Annotated in this window: 14 protein-coding genes; 7 read left to right on the forward strand and 7 right to left on the reverse strand. The window is 72.9% G+C overall.

Annotation, left to right across the window (positions count from 1 at the left end; all coding sequences use genetic code 11):
- Window positions 1-9 precede the first annotated feature (9 nt).
- Complete coding sequence (locus CSC62_RS03505; RefSeq protein WP_162404803.1) at window positions 10-2,148, forward strand: peptidase domain-containing ABC transporter; 2,139 nt, start codon at window positions 10-12, stop codon at window positions 2,146-2,148.
- Between the two features lie 124 nt (window positions 2,149-2,272).
- Here the strand turns inward: CSC62_RS03505 and CSC62_RS03510 are convergent, their stop codons facing one another.
- Window positions 2,273-3,157, reverse strand: a complete 885-nt coding sequence (locus CSC62_RS03510) for a LysR family transcriptional regulator (protein ID WP_162404776.1) — start codon at window positions 3,155-3,157, stop codon at window positions 2,273-2,275.
- A 101-nt stretch (window positions 3,158-3,258) separates the two neighbouring features.
- Here CSC62_RS03510 and trpB point away from each other — a divergent pair, with 101 nt between their 5' ends.
- Window positions 3,259-4,479 carry a tryptophan synthase subunit beta gene (trpB, locus tag CSC62_RS03515; protein ID WP_162404777.1) on the forward strand — a complete coding sequence of 407 codons (1,221 nt, stop codon included), beginning with the start codon at window positions 3,259-3,261 and terminating at the stop codon, window positions 4,477-4,479.
- Window positions 4,476-5,279, forward strand: coding sequence for a tryptophan synthase subunit alpha (gene trpA / locus CSC62_RS03520; RefSeq protein WP_162404778.1), 804 nt, complete (start codon window positions 4,476-4,478; stop codon window positions 5,277-5,279). The genes trpB and trpA overlap by 4 nt, the downstream gene beginning before the upstream one ends.
- A gap of 25 nt (window positions 5,280-5,304) precedes the next feature.
- On the opposite strand, the gene CSC62_RS03525 is transcribed toward trpA, so the two are convergent.
- From CSC62_RS03525 to CSC62_RS03535, 3 genes are all read right to left on the reverse strand, one after another.
- Window positions 5,305-5,844, reverse strand: a complete 540-nt coding sequence (locus CSC62_RS03525) for a methylated-DNA--[protein]-cysteine S-methyltransferase (protein WP_162404779.1) — start codon at window positions 5,842-5,844, stop codon at window positions 5,305-5,307.
- Entirely contained in the window at window positions 5,841-7,370 is a 1,530-nt protein-coding gene (locus tag CSC62_RS03530; RefSeq protein WP_162404780.1) for a DNA-3-methyladenine glycosylase 2 family protein, read from the reverse strand. Before CSC62_RS03530 ends, CSC62_RS03525 begins: the two co-directional genes overlap by 4 nt.
- 77 nt (window positions 7,371-7,447) lie before the next feature.
- Window positions 7,448-8,701 (reverse strand): alkaline phosphatase family protein, encoded by a 1,254-nt coding sequence (locus CSC62_RS03535; protein ID WP_162404781.1) that lies wholly within the window; start codon window positions 8,699-8,701, stop codon window positions 7,448-7,450.
- A 190-nt stretch (window positions 8,702-8,891) separates the two neighbouring features.
- Here CSC62_RS03535 and CSC62_RS03540 point away from each other — a divergent pair, with 190 nt between their 5' ends.
- Genes CSC62_RS03540 through CSC62_RS03550 form a run of 3 tightly spaced genes read left to right on the forward strand, consistent with a single transcriptional unit; the run spans window position 8,892 to window position 11,454 of the window.
- On the forward strand, window positions 8,892-9,323 hold the full coding sequence (locus tag CSC62_RS03540) for a hypothetical protein (protein ID WP_162404782.1): 432 nt from the start codon (window positions 8,892-8,894) through the stop codon (window positions 9,321-9,323).
- Window positions 9,324-9,379: 56 nt separating this feature from the next.
- Window positions 9,380-11,068: a urocanate hydratase gene (gene hutU / locus CSC62_RS03545; RefSeq protein ID WP_162404783.1), complete on the forward strand. Its 1,689-nt coding sequence runs from the start codon at window positions 9,380-9,382 to the stop codon at window positions 11,066-11,068.
- Window positions 11,065-11,454 carry a DUF6165 family protein gene (locus CSC62_RS03550; protein WP_162404784.1) on the forward strand — a complete coding sequence of 130 codons (390 nt, stop codon included), beginning with the start codon at window positions 11,065-11,067 and terminating at the stop codon, window positions 11,452-11,454. Before hutU ends, CSC62_RS03550 begins: the two co-directional genes overlap by 4 nt.
- A gap of 15 nt (window positions 11,455-11,469) precedes the next feature.
- Here CSC62_RS03550 and CSC62_RS03555 read toward each other — a convergent pair whose 3' ends face one another.
- Together CSC62_RS03555 and CSC62_RS03560 are read right to left on the reverse strand one after the other, a co-directional pair.
- On the reverse strand, window positions 11,470-12,555 hold the full coding sequence (locus tag CSC62_RS03555) for a DUF1615 domain-containing protein (protein WP_162404785.1): 1,086 nt from the start codon (window positions 12,553-12,555) through the stop codon (window positions 11,470-11,472).
- A gap of 11 nt (window positions 12,556-12,566) precedes the next feature.
- A complete protein-coding gene (locus tag CSC62_RS03560) occupies window positions 12,567-12,971 on the reverse strand; it encodes a GFA family protein (RefSeq protein WP_162404786.1) in 405 nt (134 codons plus the stop codon).
- A gap of 150 nt (window positions 12,972-13,121) precedes the next feature.
- On the opposite strand from CSC62_RS03560, the gene CSC62_RS03565 reads away from it, so the two are divergent.
- Entirely contained in the window at window positions 13,122-13,514 is a 393-nt protein-coding gene (locus CSC62_RS03565; protein WP_162404787.1) for a SpoIIAA family protein, read from the forward strand.
- A 7-nt stretch (window positions 13,515-13,521) separates the two neighbouring features.
- Here CSC62_RS03565 and CSC62_RS03570 read toward each other — a convergent pair.
- On the reverse strand, window positions 13,522-15,374 hold a 1,853-nt coding region (locus CSC62_RS03570; RefSeq protein WP_162404788.1), incomplete at its 5' end, for an FUSC family protein.

Raw genomic sequence — 15,374 nt, forward strand, 5'->3', positions numbered from 1 at the left:
TTTGCGGCGATGCTGGGGTCGCGCTCGACGACCGCTGTCGTTGCGTCGGAGGCCGCTGAGTGCGGCCTCGCTTCCCTGGTGATGGCGGCGAATGCGCACGGCATGCGCATCGGCCTGGCCGAGCTGCGCCAGCGCTTCCCGCTGTCGCTCAAGGGGGCGAGGCTCGATCAGCTGATCCATATCGCCCAGCGGCTGGGCTTTTCCACCAGGCCGCTGCGGCTGGACCTGGAGGAATTGGGTCAACTCAGGCTTCCCTGCATCCTGCATTGGGACCTGAACCACTTCGTGGTGCTGGCCAAGGTCGGCAAGTCCAAGGTCACGGTCCTGGATCCGGCCGTCGGCGAGCGTCGGCTGCCGCTGTCGGAAGTGTCCAACCACTTCACCGGCGTGGCCCTGGAACTGACACCCACGGCGCAGTTCAAGCCACGGAAGGCGACGCCGACGGTCTCGGCGCGCCAGCTGACCGGCCCGGTCCGTGGCCTGTGGCCGGCCCTGGCGCAGATCCTGCTGCTCTCGGTCACGCTGCAGGTCTTCGTGATCCTGGCCCCGTTCTTCATGCAATGGGTGGTCGACCAGGTGCTGGTCTCGGCCGATCGCGACCTGCTCACCGTGCTCGGCCTGGGCTTCGGCCTGGCCCTGCTGCTGCAGGTCGGCATCGGCCTGCTGCGCGGCTGGTCGGTGGTGTACCTCTCCTCGCGGCTGGGGCTGCAATGGATGGGCAATGTCTTCGCCCATGCCTTGCGGCTGCCGCTGGACTTCTTCGAGAAGCGCCACCTGGGCGACATCACCTCGCGCATGGCCTCGGTGCAGGCGATCCAGCGCACCCTGACCACCAGCTTCGTCGAGGCGATCATCGACGGCCTGATGGCGGTGGTGACCCTGGGGCTGATGCTGGTCTACAGCTGGAAGCTGGCGCTGGTCACCCTGTTGGCGGTCGCGCTGTACCTGGGCATCCGTGCGTTGGCCTACCGGCCGGTGCGCGACCGCACTGAGCAGCAGCTGGTGGCCGGCGCGAAGCAGCAGAGCCACCTGCTGGAATCGTTGCGCGGCATGCAGAGCCTGAAGGTCGCCGGCGAGGAACCGCAGCGCCGCGCCACCTACGAGAACCTGATGGTCGACACCGTCAACCAGGAGGTGCGGCTGGCGCGGATGGGCCTGGGCTTCAACGGCGCCAGCCAGCTGGTGTTCGGCGTGGAGCGGATCGCGGTGATCTGGATCGGCGCGGTGCTGGCCCTGCAGAACGTGTTCTCGGTGGGCATGCTGATCGCCTACATGGCCTACAAGGACCAGTTCGCGGCGAGGATGGCCGGGCTGATCGACAAGTGGGTGGAGTTCCGGATGCTGCGCCTGCATGGCGAGCGCCTGGCCGACATCGTGCTGACTCCGCCGGAGGACGACGCGGCACCACCGGAACTGCCGCCGCCGCCGGATACCCGGATCGAGGTCGAGGGCCTGTCGTTCCGCTACGGCGAGGGCGAGCCCTGGGTGCTGAAGGACTGCAGCTTCAGCATCGCCCCGGGCGAGTCGGTGGCCATCGTCGGCGCCTCGGGCTGCGGCAAGACCACCCTGGTCAAGCTCCTGCTTGGCCTGCTGAAGCCGAGCGAAGGACGGATCTGCATCGGCGGCTACGACCTGCACAAGGTCGGCCCACGCAACGTGCGTGCCATCGTCGGCGCGGTGATGCAGGACGACCAGCTGTTCGCCGGCAGCATCGCCGACAACATCGGTTTCTTCGACACCCGCCACGACCCGGCCCGGATCGAGGCGGCGGCGCGCCTGGCCGCGGTCCACGACGAGATCGCGGCCATGCCCATGGGCTACCACAGCCTGATCGGCGACATGGGCAGTTCGCTGTCGGGCGGGCAGAAGCAGCGGATCATCCTGGCCCGGGCCCTGTACCGCGAGCCGAAGCTGCTGTTCCTGGACGAGGCGACCAGCCACCTGGACGTGGCCAACGAGCGCCTGGTGAACGAGGCCGTGCGCGGCCTGTCGCTGACCAAGGTGATCGTCGCCCACCGGCCCGAGACCATCGCCAGTGCCGACCGGGTACTGGTGATGGAGCAGGGGCGGGTGGTGCGGGAACTGCGGCAGCGCCCGTGTGGCACTGCGGCGATCGATGTTGTCGGGCAGGAGATCACCCCCCTGTAGGAGCCGGTCTTGCCGGCGACCGTAGAGGCGGACGGATTACTGGCACCCGGTTTCGCGCAGGTGTCTACACCATGGCGGTCGCCGGCAAGACCGGCTCCTACAAGGGAGACGCGGTACGGCGGCATCACCCGCGCAGTTCCCGCCGCAGCCAGTCCGCCAGCGCCGCCACCCGCGGATCGGCATCGCCGCGCCGCGTGCACAGTGCCCACTCGCCGCCGCTGGCGACGAAGCCCCACGGGGCGACCAGGCGGCCGCTGTCCAGGTCGGCCTGGACCAGTTCCTGCGGCGCGATCGCCACGCCCAGGCCGGCGGCGGCGGCTTCCAGCAGGTAGGTGAGATGGTCGAAGCCGGTGCCCGGGCGCAGGGTGGACGGATCCAGCCCCTGCGTGGCGAGCCAGCGCGGCCAGGCCTGCGGACGCGAGGCGGTATGCAGCAGGGGTTTGTCCAGCAGCGCCACCGCCGGTGCGGCCCGCAATGCGTCGAAACGCGCATGCCGCGGGCTGAGCACCGGGCCGATCCGTTCCGGCGCGAGCGCGTGCACCTGCCAGCCCGCCGACCACGGTGCCTCGCCCAGCAGCAGGGCGGCGTCCAGGCCGGTGAGCGCTTCGTCGAAGCCGCTTTCCTGCGCCGACAGGTGCAGCTTCAGGTCCGGCAGGTCGCTCGCCAGCCGCTCCAGGCGCGGGATCACCCAGCGCGCCAGCAGGCTGCCCGGGCAGCCGAGCACCAACGCCGCCGGCCCGCGCTCGCGCAATCCGGCCCAGATGCTCTGCAACCCGGCGAAGGCATCGCCGGCGGCGTCGCGCAGGCGCAGGCCGGCGGCGGTCAGGGCCAGGCCGCGGCCCTCGCGGGCGAACAGCGGCTGGCCCAATGATTCTTCCAGGGTACGGACATGGCGGCTGACGGCGCCGTGGGTCACGTGCAACTCGGCGGCGGCGCGGCTGAGGCTGCCCAGGCGGGCGGCGGCCTCGAAGGCGCGCAGGGCGTTGAGCGGCGGCAGCGGTCGGGACATGTGTGAGATTTAATCACATGTATCCCAGCTATTCTCGATTTCGGAAGGGAGGACCTGTGCGCTAGGCTGACGCCTTCGCCGCTGTCCTCCGAGTTGTTGCCATGAGCGCCATTCCCGCCCCCGCGGACTTCCACGCCTTCCCCGATGCCGGCGGCCACTTCGACCGCCACGGCGGCCGCTTCGTCGCCGAGACCCTGATCGGGCCCCTGCAGGAACTGGCCGCCGCCTACGACGCGGCGCGGGTCGATCCGGCCTTCGTCGCCGCCTTCGACAAGGACCTCAAGCACTACGTCGGCCGGCCCAGCCCGATCTACCACGCCGAGCGCCTGAGTCGGGAAACCGGCGGTGCCCAGATCCTGCTCAAGCGCGAGGACCTGAACCACACCGGCGCGCACAAGATCAACAACACCATCGGCCAAGCGCTGTTGGCCGCGCGGATGGGCAAGAAGCGGATCATCGCCGAGACCGGCGCCGGCCAGCATGGCGTGGCCAGCGCCACCGTGGCCACCCGCCTGGGCCTGGAATGCGTGGTCTACATGGGCGCCACCGACATCGAGCGGCAGAAGATCAACGTCTACCGGATGAAGCTGCTCGGCGCGACCGTGGTCCCGGTGACCAGCGGCTCGGCCACGCTCAAGGACGCGCTCAACGAAGCGATGCGCGACTGGGTGACCAACGTGACCGACACGTTCTACATCATCGGGACGGTCGCGGGGCCCGATCCGTATCCGCGCATGGTCCGCGACTTCAACGCGGTGGTCGGGCGCGAGGCGCGGGCGCAGATGCTGGCCGACTACGGCCGCCTGCCGGACGCGATCACCGCCTGCGTGGGCGGCGGCAGCAATGCCATCGGCCTGTTCCACGCCTTCCTCAACGACGCCGGCGTGCGCATCGTCGGCGCCGAGGCCGCCGGCGACGGCATCGACACCGGCCGCCACGCCTCTTCGCTGGCCGCCGGCCGGGTCGGCGTGCTGCACGGCAACCGCACCTACGTAATCTGCGACGACGACGGCCAGATCATCGAGACCCACTCGATCTCCGCTGGCCTGGACTACCCGGGCGTGGGCCCGGAGCACGCCTTCCTCAAGGACACCGGCCGTGCCGAGTACGTGGGCGTCACCGACGAGGAGGCGCTGGCGGCGTTCCACACGCTCACCCGCACCGAGGGCATCCTGCCGGCGCTGGAGTCCAGCCACGCGGTCGCTCAGGCGATCAAGCTGGCGCGCGAACTGCCGAAGGACGCGCTGGTGCTGTGCAACCTGTCCGGGCGCGGGGACAAGGACGTGCATACCATCGCCGCGCGCGAGGGGATTTCGCTGTGAGCCGTTTCGAGACCAAATTCGCGCAACTGCGCACCGCCGGCCGCAAGGCTCTGATCCCCTTCGTCACCGCCGGAGATCCTTCGCTGGAAGCCACGGTGCCGGTAATGCATGCCCTGGTCGAGGCCGGTGCCGACGCGATCGAGCTGGGCGTGGCCTTCTCCGACCCGATGGCCGACGGCCCGGTGATCCAGCGCAGTTCCGAGCGCGCGCTGGCGCGCGGCGCGGGCACCGCCTACGTGCTCGACTGCGTGCGCGCGTTCCGCCAGCGCGATGCGCACACGCCGGTAGTGCTGATGGGCTACCTCAACCCGGTCGAGATCCGCGGCGCGCAGCGCTTCGCCGAGGAGGCGGTGGCTGCCGGGGTGGACGGCGTGCTGCTGGTGGACCTGCCGCCGGAGGAGGCCGAAGCCTTCCAGCACGCGTTCAACGTCGCCGGCCTGGCGCTGGTGATGCTGGCCTCGCCGACCACCTCGCCGGAGCGGGCGGCGATGCTCAGCGCGCATGCGCAGGGCTATCTCTACTACGTCAGCTATGCCGGCGTGACCGGTGCCGACCGCCTGGACACCGGCGCGGCCGGGCGCCGGCTGCAGGAACTGCGCGCCGCGGCGAAGGTGCCGGTGGTGGCGGGCTTCGGGATCAAGGACCCGGCCAGCGCGGCGGCGATGGCCGCCGACGCGGACGGGGTGGTGGTCGGCAGCGCGCTGGTGGCGGCGCTGGCCGAGGCCGGCGATGCGGACGAGGCCGCGGCGCGGGCGAGGGCGTTCCTGGCGCCTTTGCGCAAGGCGATCGACGCAGCGTAGGACGCATCCACGCGGGTGCCGCCGTTCACCCGATCCCCGGGCTCCGCTGATCCGCGGAAGAAAACAGATCGGAGCCCGCCTCGCGCGGCAGCGCGCCTTCCAGTTCCAGCAGGAAGCGCTTGGTCGGCAGGCCGCCGCTGAAGCCGGTCAGGGAGCCGTCGGCACCGATCACCCGGTGGCAGGGCAGCACGATCGGCAGCGGGTTGCGGCCGTTGGCCGCGCCGACCGCGCGGGTCGCGGTGGGGCGCTGCAGCTGCGCGGCGATCTGCGCGTAGCTGCGGGTCTGGCCATAGGGAATGGTGGCCAGCGCGAACCAGACCTGGCGCTGGAACGCGGTGCCCTGCGGTGCCAGCGGCAGGTCGAAATCGCGCCGCCGCCCTTCGAAATAGGCGTCGAGCTGCGCCTGTGCGGCGCGCAGTAAGGGGTGGTCGCCCTCGTGCCAGCCATCCCGCGGCAGCATCCAGCTGTCGCCGGGGAACTCGATCGCATGCAGGCCAGCATCGCTGGCGGCCACGGTGAGCGTGCCGACGGGGCTGTCGATCCTGCGGTAGTGGATGCGGTTCATGGCTTGTTCTCCTTGGAATCGGTGGGCGCCATGGATTCGCGCCAGAGGTGGATCACCGCGTAGGCGCGCCAGGGACGCCAGGCCTCGGCGCGGGCCGAAAGCTGGCGTGCGGTGAGGCGGCTGCCATCGCTCGGCACCGCCTTCTGCAGGACTAGGTCCTGCGCCGGGAACGCGTCGGGATGGCCGAGCGCGCGCATCGCCAGGTATTGCGCGGTCCACGGGCCGATCCCGGGCAGGGCGGTCCAGGCCGCGGCGAAGTCGTCCAGGATGCGGTCGGGCCGGAAGTCGACCCGGCCTTCGAGCAGGGCCGTGGCGATCGCCCGCACCGTCGTCGCGCGTGCGGCGGTGAGGCCGAGGCCGTCGAGGTCGCCTTCGGCCAGGGCCTGGACCGTGGGGAACAGCTGGGTGAGTCCCTCCGGGCCGGACAGCGCGACGGCATGGCCATGCCGCGTCGCCAGCCGTGCGGTCAGGGTGCGGGCCGCGGCGACGCTGACCTGCTGGCCGATCACCGCGCGCACCGCGATCTCGAAGCCGTCCCAGCCGCTGGGCAGGCGCAGGCCCGGGCGCTTGTGCAGCAAGGGGCGCAGGCGCGGGTCCGCCGACAGCGCGGCGCCGATCGCCTGCGGGTCGGCGTCCAGGTCGAACATCCGCCGCACCCTTCGCACGGTGTCGGCCAGCCGCGCCGGCGGCACCCCATGCAGTTCCAGCTTCAGCGCGTGTACTGGGCCCTCGCGGCCAGCCGGCCAGGCGCTGACCCGCAGCCAGCCTGGCGCGTCCGGACTGCCGACCACGCGCGCATAGTGCCGGTCGTCGACGACCTCCACTCCGGGCAGGGCGCGGCCGCGGAGGAAATCGAGCATTGCGGCCAGGTCGTAGGGCGGGCGGTAGCCGAGCCTGAGCACCAGCGGCTGGCCGCGCCCGGTACCGGCTTCGTCCGCGTCCGGGGCGTGCCGGCGCAGGTCGCGCGGGGCCATGCGGTAGGCCTCCAGGAAGGCGGCGTTGAAGCGGCGCAGGCTGCCGAAGCCGGCGGCCAGCGCCACCTCGGTGACCGGCAAGGCGGTCTCGGTCAGCAGCTGCTTGGCGAACAGCAGGCGGCGAGTACCGTGCACGCCGACCGGCGCCGCGCCCAGGCGTTCGACGAACAGCCGGCGCAGCTGGCGTTCGCCCAGATGCACGCGCGCGGCCAGGTCGGCTAGCGGTCGTTCGGCGAGGAAGCCCTGGTCGATCAGCTTGAGCGCGCGGGCCACGGTCTCGTCGCCGCGGCGCCAGGCGCCGGCATCGGGCGACAGCTCCGGCCGGCAGCGCAGGCAGGGCCGGAAGCCGGCGGCTTCGGCCGCGGCCGCGCTGGGGTAGTAGTCCACGTTCTGCGGTTTCGGCGCCGGCACTGGGCAGACCGGCCGGCAGTAGATCCCGGTGCTGCGCACGGCGGTGAAGAACAGGCCGTCGAAGCGCGGGTCGCGACTGAGCCGGGCGCGTTCGCATACCTGCGGGTCGGGCAGGGCGGTGGGGGCGGTGGCGGAAGACATGCGCGCAGGCTAGCACCGGAGGCGGTGCGGGACTGGCCGTTTTCGGACATGGATGCCAAGCCGGTTCCTGCGGCGCCTCAGCGTTCGCGCAAAGCCGGCACCAGGGTGCCGGCATCGCCGTCGTTCGGCTGCGGAGCGATGCCGAGCAGGCGCGCCAGCAGCGGGTAGACGTCGGTGTTGTCGAACGGCGGCAGCACCCGGCCGGCGGCGAACGCCGGGCCCTGGGCCAGGAACACCGCGCGCATCGACGGCAGGTCCGGATCGTAGCCGTGCGCGCCGCGGTCGTGGCTGCCGTCGGCGTCGCGCTTGAGCACAGTCGCCCGCCCCAGCGCGTTCCAGCCCTCGTCCATCTGGCACACGATCGGCGGGATCCGCGGGTGGCTGCCGTAATGCAGGCGCGGCGGGATTTCGCTCTTGCGCCAGCACTGGTAATGGTCGTGGCGCCCGACCAGGCGCGCCTCCAGCGCGGCGGCGTGGCCAGGGCGCGGCACCAGGCCGATCACCTGGCCGATGCTGACCACTTCGGCCTCCTCCATCGCCGCGATGTCCTCCACCGCCAGGTAGTGGCCCTGCGGCACCTCGGCCATGCCGTGGTCGGACACCACCACCACATTGACGCGCCCGCCGAGGCCGGCGGCGTCCAGGGCATCCAGCAACTGGCCGATCGCCGCGTCCACCGCGCGCACCGCGGCGCGGGTGGCCGGCGCGTCGGGGCCGTGGTCGTGGCCGGCGCCGTCGACGGTCTCGAGGTAGAGCGCAGCGAACCGCGCCGGCGGGCCGTCGCGCCCGGACAGCCAGGCGACCACCTCGGCCATGCGCGCCGGCAGCGGCACGTCCGGATCGAACGAATGGTGGTAATGCGGCAGCACGCCATCGCGCGGGGCAGCGGCGCCCGGCCAGGCCCACACGCCGGTGACGATGCCGGCGCGCTCGGCGCCGGTCCACACCGGCTCGCCCTGCCACCAGCCGGGCATCTGCCCGGCGGCCTTGTCGGCGACCACGAAACGGCCCAGCTGCGCGTCGTTCATCGAGTTGTGGACGACGCCGTGGTGGTCCGGGCGCAGTCCGGTGACCAGGGTGTAGTGGTTGGGGAAGGTCAGCACCGGGTAGGAGGGCCGCATCCATTGCGCGCGCACGCCCTGCGCGGCCAGCCGGTCCAGCACCGGGGTGTCGCCGCGACCGAGGGCATCGGCGCGCAGGCCGTCGATGGAGACCAGCAGCAGGGGCGCGGATGAGGGGGCAATGCCGTCCTGGCGGGCGGGAAGGCCGGCGCAGGCCGACAGGCACAGCAGCAGGCACAGCAGGGCGAAGCGGTACGGGCGCACGGGCATTCGGCGGTGACGAGGCGGAGCGGATGCAGCGCACAGCTTCGCAGACGGCGGCTGCGGCTGCATGACACCGCGTTCCGGCCCGGCCACGGTACCCGGGCTGCCCCCGGCTGAACGTCCGGTCCGGACATTGACCGTGCGTTGTGGCCGCAGGAACTATAACCATGGCCACAGTCCCGCCAGGAGTACGCGCATGCAGCCACGCCACCGCATCATCCATCGTCCGGGCCTGCGGCTGTCCGCGGCGGCGTTGGCGGCCGTCCTGCTGGTCCCCGCGGTGTCGGCCCAGTCGGTCAAGCCCAACCGCTACAGCCAGCCGCCGCCGGCCACCACAGGCACCGATGCGCGCGCCAACTACGAGCGCCAGCGCCACACCGAGGAACAGGCGCGCGAGCGCCAGGCACAGACGGTGCGCCGCGCCGAGCGCGACCGGGTCGCGCTGGCGATCGACGCCAACCGCCAGCGGCTGGAAGCCGACCGGGCCCGGACCGAACGCCAGCGCGTGGGTGTCGACGCGGCGGAGTCCGAACGCCTGCGCCAGGCGTTCGAGGCCCGCCGCCAGGGCTACGAGCGCGAACGCGAGGCGCTGGAACGGCAACGCGCGCAGGCCGAAACGCAGGACTGAGCCGCGGCACGAGGGCCTGCGATAATGCCGGCACGCCTTTCGTCGAGATTCCCGGCATGTCCGATCCGCGCCACGACCCCTCCCGCGTTGTCCGCGCCCCGCGCGGCGACCGGCTCAGCTGCCGCAGCTGGCTGACCGAAGCCCCGTTCCGCATGCTCCAGAACAACCTGGACCCGGACGTGGCCGAACGTCCGCAGGATCTGGTCGTGTACGGCGGCATCGGCCGCGCCGCGCGCGACTGGGCCAGTTTCGACGCGATCCTGGCCACGCTGAAGGACCTGGGCGACGACCAGACCCTGCTGGTGCAGTCGGGCAAGCCGGTGGGCGTGTTCCCGACCCACCCGGACGCGCCGCGGGTGCTGATCGCCAATTCCAACCTGGTTCCGCACTGGGCCACCTGGGAGCACTTCAACGAGCTCGACCGCAAGGGCCTGATGATGTACGGGCAGATGACGGCCGGCTCGTGGATCTACATCGGCTCGCAGGGGATCGTGCAGGGCACCTACGAGACCTTCGTGGAGATGGGCCGCCAGCACTACGGCGGCGATCTCAGGGGCCGCTGGATCCTCACCGCCGGCCTCGGCGGCATGGGCGGGGCGCAGCCGCTGGCCGCCTCGCTGGCCGGCGCCAGTTCGCTGACCATCGAGTGCCAGCAGAGCCGGATCGACTTCCGCCTGCGCACCCGCTACGTCGACGAGCAGGCCGCCGACCTGGACGACGCCCTGGCGCGGATCGCGAAGTACACGGCGGCGGGCGAGGCCAGGTCCATCGCGCTGCTCGGCAACGCCGCCGAGGTCCTGCCGGAACTGGTCCGCCGCGGCGTGCGCCCGGACTGCGTCACCGACCAGACCAGCGCCCACGACCCGGTGCACGGCTACCTGCCGGCCGGCTGGAGCGTGGAGCGCTGGCTGGCCGCGCAGAAGGCCGATCCGGAAGGCGTGCGCGACGCGGCCAAGGCCTCGATGCGCACCCACGTCGAGGCGATGCTCGCGTTCCACACCCGCGGCATCCCGACCGTGGACTACGGCAACAACATCCGGCAGATGGCCTTCGACCAGGGCTGCGCCAACGCCTTCGACTTCCCCGGCTTCGTCCCGGCCTACGTGCGCCCGCTGTTCTGTCGCGGCATCGGCCCGTTCCGCTGGGTGGCGCTGTCGGGCGACCCGGAGGACATCTACCGCACCGACGCCAAGGTCAAGGAGCTGATCCCCGACGATCCGCACCTGCACCGCTGGCTGGACATGGCCCGCGAACGGATCGACTTCCAGGGCCTGCCGGCGCGGATCTGCTGGGTCGGCCTGGGCCTGCGCCACAAGCTCGGCCTGGCCTTCAACGAGATGGTGCGCCAAGGCGAGCTGAAGGCGCCAGTGGTCATTGGCCGCGACCATCTGGACAGCGGCAGCGTTGCCTCGCCCAACCGCGAGACCGAGGCGATGAAAGATGGCAGCGACGCGGTCTCCGACTGGCCCCTGCTCAACGCCATGCTCAACGTCGCCGGCGGCGCGACCTGGGTGTCGCTGCACCACGGCGGCGGGGTGGGCATGGGCTACAGCCAGCACAGCGGCGTGGTCATCGTCTGCGACGGCAGCGAGGCGGCCGACCGCCGCATCGCCCGGGTTTTGTGGAACGACCCCGGCACCGGGGTGATGCGCCACGCCGATGCCGGTTACGAGATCGCCAGGCAGTGCGCGCAGGAGCAGGGCCTGCAGCTGCCGATGCTGCAGTCACAGGAGGATCGCGCATGAACACCGTGCAGGTGCCGGTCTCGATCGGCGAACTGGTCGACAAGATCACCATCCTGGAAATCAAGGCCGAGCGCATCGCCGACGCGGCCAAGCGCGGCAACGTGCGCATCGAGCTGCAAGGACTGCTGGCGATCTGGAACGAAATCGAGGCCCGCCATCCGGAAGTGGCCGAACTGCGCGCGCGCCTGCGCACCGTCAACGAGGCGATGTGGGACGTGCAGGACGCCTTGCGGGCCAAGGAGGCGGCGCAGGACTTCGGCGCCGAGTTCATCGCGCTGGCGCGCGCGGTCGGCCGCACCAACGGCGAGCGGGTCGGGCTGAAGAACGCGATCAACCGCCTGGCCGGCTCGCTGTTCATCGAGGAGAAGGAGTACCGCGCCGGCTGAGTCCGGCGCGGCCGCTCAGCGCTGCAGGCAGCGCCGGTAGCGCTCCTCGACCCGGGTGGCGAACCAGGCGGTGGTCAGCTCGCGGCGGATCTTCGGGCTTTCCAGGCGGATCCCGGGCAGCGTCTCCCGCGGCAAGGGCTTGCCGGCGCGGGCCTCGGCCAGGGCGAAGACCCGCGCGAACAGCGGACTGTCGTTGAAGTCCAGGCGGTCGCCGCGCTCGAGCGCACGGCGGATCGCGCGCGCGTCCATCTCCAGCTGCGGCGCCAGGCTGCGCACCGCGCGCTCGGTCTGGCCCGGCCGGTCCAGCGGCGCGCCGGGGGCGAGCAGGTCGCCGTCCAGCGCCAGGGCCTGCCCGCTGGCCACCGCCACCGCGTTCTGGAAGGCGGCGTTGCGGCTGGCGTACCAGCCGGCGTTGTAGTCGGCGAAGCGGTGCACCTTGCGCGTGTACGGGGTGGCGTAGCCGAGCAGGTGGGCGATGCCGAAGTACATGCCGCCGCGGCGGGTGAACACTTCCCGGCGCACGCTGCCGGCCAGCGGCCACGGGTAGCCGTCGGCCCGCGCTTCGGCGAAGGCGATCGAGACCTGCATCGGCCCGCCGGTCTGCACCGGGTTGCGCTCGGCGAGCAGGCGCCGGCCCAGCGGCACCCGCTCGACCAGGTCCTCGTACAGGGCGCTGAGTTCGCCCTCGGTGCGCACCGCGTCCAGGCGGGTGGCGTAGCTGCGGCCGTCGGAGGAGGGCAGGGCCAGGGCGGCGTGGACCAGGAAGCCGGGCACGTGCGCGGCGGCGGCGCGGCGGTCCAGTTCGGCCCGGGCGATGCGCGCCAGCCCGGCCACCGGCGGATCGGCGACGTAGCCCGATTCCTGCTCGGTCACCGCCAGTACCGCGCACAGGTTCTCAGGGCTGGGTTCGATCCGCTGCGCCGCCAGCGCGGCCTCGATGTCGGCGGCCCAGCCGGCGCGGTCGGGAACGCTGGCCGGCATCCGCCGCACGATCTCGGCGCGGGTATCGGCCGGCGGCCGCACCGGCGCCGGCGGGCGGCTGGCGCAGGCCGACAGCAGCAGTACCAGCAGGACGGCGACGGCATGCGCGCGGCGGGGCATGCACGCCGGCGTCACTGCGGCTGCCCGGGAAAGGCCTGCAAGGCCGGGTCGATGTGCGCCCAGGCCGGCGCCGAGGCGGTCCAGATCACCATCGTCGGCGCGATCCCGGCTGCATCGTCCAGGCTGCCGACCCGGATCACCATGTTCTGCGGGTTGCCTTCGGATTCGCTGAACAGCTGGGTGCCGCACTCGCCGCAGAACGAGCGGCGCATGCGGTTGCCGCTGTCGGCCGTGCTGTCCCAGCTGCGCGGCGTGCCGTCCACGCTCACCGCCGCGCGCGGGACCACGATGTTCACCGCGGCGTTGCCCAACGCCCAGTACTGGCAGTCGCGGCACCAGCACAGGCGGGTGGCCAGCGGTTCGGCATCAAGGGTGTAGCGCAGCGCGCCGCAGCGGCAGCCGCCGGTCCGGGTCATCGCGGGTCTCCCGTGGGTGCGAAGGGGCCGCCACTGTAGCGCCGCGCTCCGGTGCGGGCACCCGGCGGCCGGTCCGTCGGCCGGCCTGCACGCGGCATCCGCCGCGCCGGGCTAGGCTGTGCTCCGGCTTCCCCGCCCCGGTCCACCGCCATGCTCGAGATCCTGCCCTCGCCACCGCACATCGGCGCCTACCGCTTCACCGGCACCCTCACCGCCGAGGACTACGACCGCTGCATCGCCGACGTCGAGGCGCGCCTGGCACGGTTCGAGCGCATCGGCCTGTACTGCGACCTGCGCGGCTTCACCGGGATGACACCGGCGGCGCTGGGCCACGACCTGCGCTACGCGCTGGGCAAGTTCGGCCAGTTCGAGCGCTTCGCCCGCGGCGCGGTGGTCACCGGCAGGCACTGGCTGGCGGCGGTCACCGGGCTGGCCGCGCGTTTCTTTCCCGGGGTGGAGCTGCGCAGCTTCGACGAGGACCAGGCGCAGGCGGCGATGGACTGGGTGGCGGCGCTGGAGGCGCAGGCCCGCGCCGACGGTTGAGCCGGGCTCAGCGCAGCCGGCCGGCGAGGAAGCCGCGCAGGTCCTCCAGGTCGGCCTGCAGCAGGGGCGGCAGGTCCGGCAGCGGTGGCGGCGGCGACAGGCTTTGCCAGGCGCGCGCCTGCGCCTGCAGCGCCGCCTCGACGGTGGCCGCGTCCTGCGGTTGCAGGGCGGCAATGCCCGGAGCAGAGGCGGGCGGTGAGGCCTGTGCCTGCAGGTCGCGCTCGGCGTCCCAGCACGCGGCCAGCACCCGGTAGGCCAGGCGCTGGCAGATCGATACGCCCGGCCACCAGCGCGCCGCATCCTCGCGCTCGGCCCGGGCGCCGGCGACCGCGTCGTCCACCCGCTGCTCCAGCAGGAAGCTGCGGTGCTGCAGGTCGCGCCGGGCGGTGCGCGCGGCCGGCGAGGTCGCCTCGCCGGCGGCCAGCGCCCGGCAGGTGGCGGCGATCGCCTCCAGGCAGCGGCCGACGCCTTCGGCCAGGGTGCGGGCGTCGGCCTTGGGCGGCAGCAGCCGGAACGCGGCCAGCGCGCACAGGCAGCCGAGCAGGGTGTCCAGGCCGCGCGCCAGCAGCAGGCCGCCGAGGTCCCCGACCGCATGGCCGCCGGCGGCGATGGTCAGGGCCACGCCGGTGATGAACACCGCGGCCACCGCGTAGTTGCGTACCACCGCGATCTCGATCACGAACTGCAGGGCCATCACCACCAGCGCCAGCCACGGCCCGGACGGATGCCACCACAGGATCGCGCCGGCCAGCAGCAGGCCGGCCCAGGTGCCGAGGGTGCGCTCGACGCTGCGCAGCAGGGTGCGCGGCCAGTCGAAGCCCTGGTGCAGCATCAGCAGCGCGGCGGCCATCGCCCAGTACGCGCGCTGCACGTCCAGGGCGCCGGCGAGCAGGCCGGCCAGCAGGGTGCCCAGGCCGACCCGCAGGACCACGCGCAGGGCGTTGGAGCCCGGCGCCAGGCCTTCGCGCAGCAGGGTCCACGAGCGCGGGTAGCCCTGCGGGATGGCGTGCGCCGGCAGGGCGGACGGGCGCCGGATCGCCGGCCGCATGACCTCGCCGGCCAGGGCCAGGGCGCGTTCGTGCAGGGCCTGGCGGCCGTCGGCGGCCAGGCGCTCGTCCAGGCCGGAAGCGAACAGCAGGTGCAGTTCGCGGTTGAGCGCGCGCAGCCGCTCCAGTTCGCCGTGGCGGCGCGCCGGGATCGGCTGGAAGCCGACCAGCATCTGCCAGCTGTCGTGCAGGGCCTGGGCGGCGTGCCGGCGCGGTCCGGGCGCTTCGGCGCCGGCGGCGACCGCGGCGGCCACCGCCTGCGCCGCCGCGGCCACCGCACGGCGTTCCGGCCCGCGCGGCTGCCGCAAGGCGCCGGCTGTGTGCAGCAGCCAGGCCACCGCGCCACCGGCCAGGACCAGGCCGCCGGCGTGCCAGGGGGACAGGTGCGCGGCCGGCATCGCGGTCCCGGCCGCGCACGCCAGCACGAACAGGTAGGCGCCCGGCGGCCCGAGCCGCACCGCGTTGCACAGCCAGGTGGCCAGCATCGCTACTGCGGCCAGCACCGGCACCACCAGCGCCGGCCAGTGCTCCAGCCACAGGCCGAACATCACCGCGGCGGCGAACGCGCCGGCGACCACCGCCAGGGCGATGGCCCGGGCCGCGTATGGACGGGTGCTGCAGTAGAGCGCGGTGAACGCGCCGATGGTCGCCATCAGCCCGGCGGACACCTCGCCGGCAAGCCAGCCGGCCAGGATCGGGATGCCCATCGCCAGCGCCGCGCGGAGGGCGAAGGTCCAGCGCCGCGGCGGCCCGGGACGCACCTGGCGCAGGTCCTGCAGGAGCCGGCGCGGGGGGCGGGCTGTTATACACATCT

This window comes from Pseudoxanthomonas jiangsuensis, assembly GCF_010093185.1.
Classification (GTDB): domain Bacteria; phylum Pseudomonadota; class Gammaproteobacteria; order Xanthomonadales; family Xanthomonadaceae; genus Pseudoxanthomonas; species Pseudoxanthomonas jiangsuensis.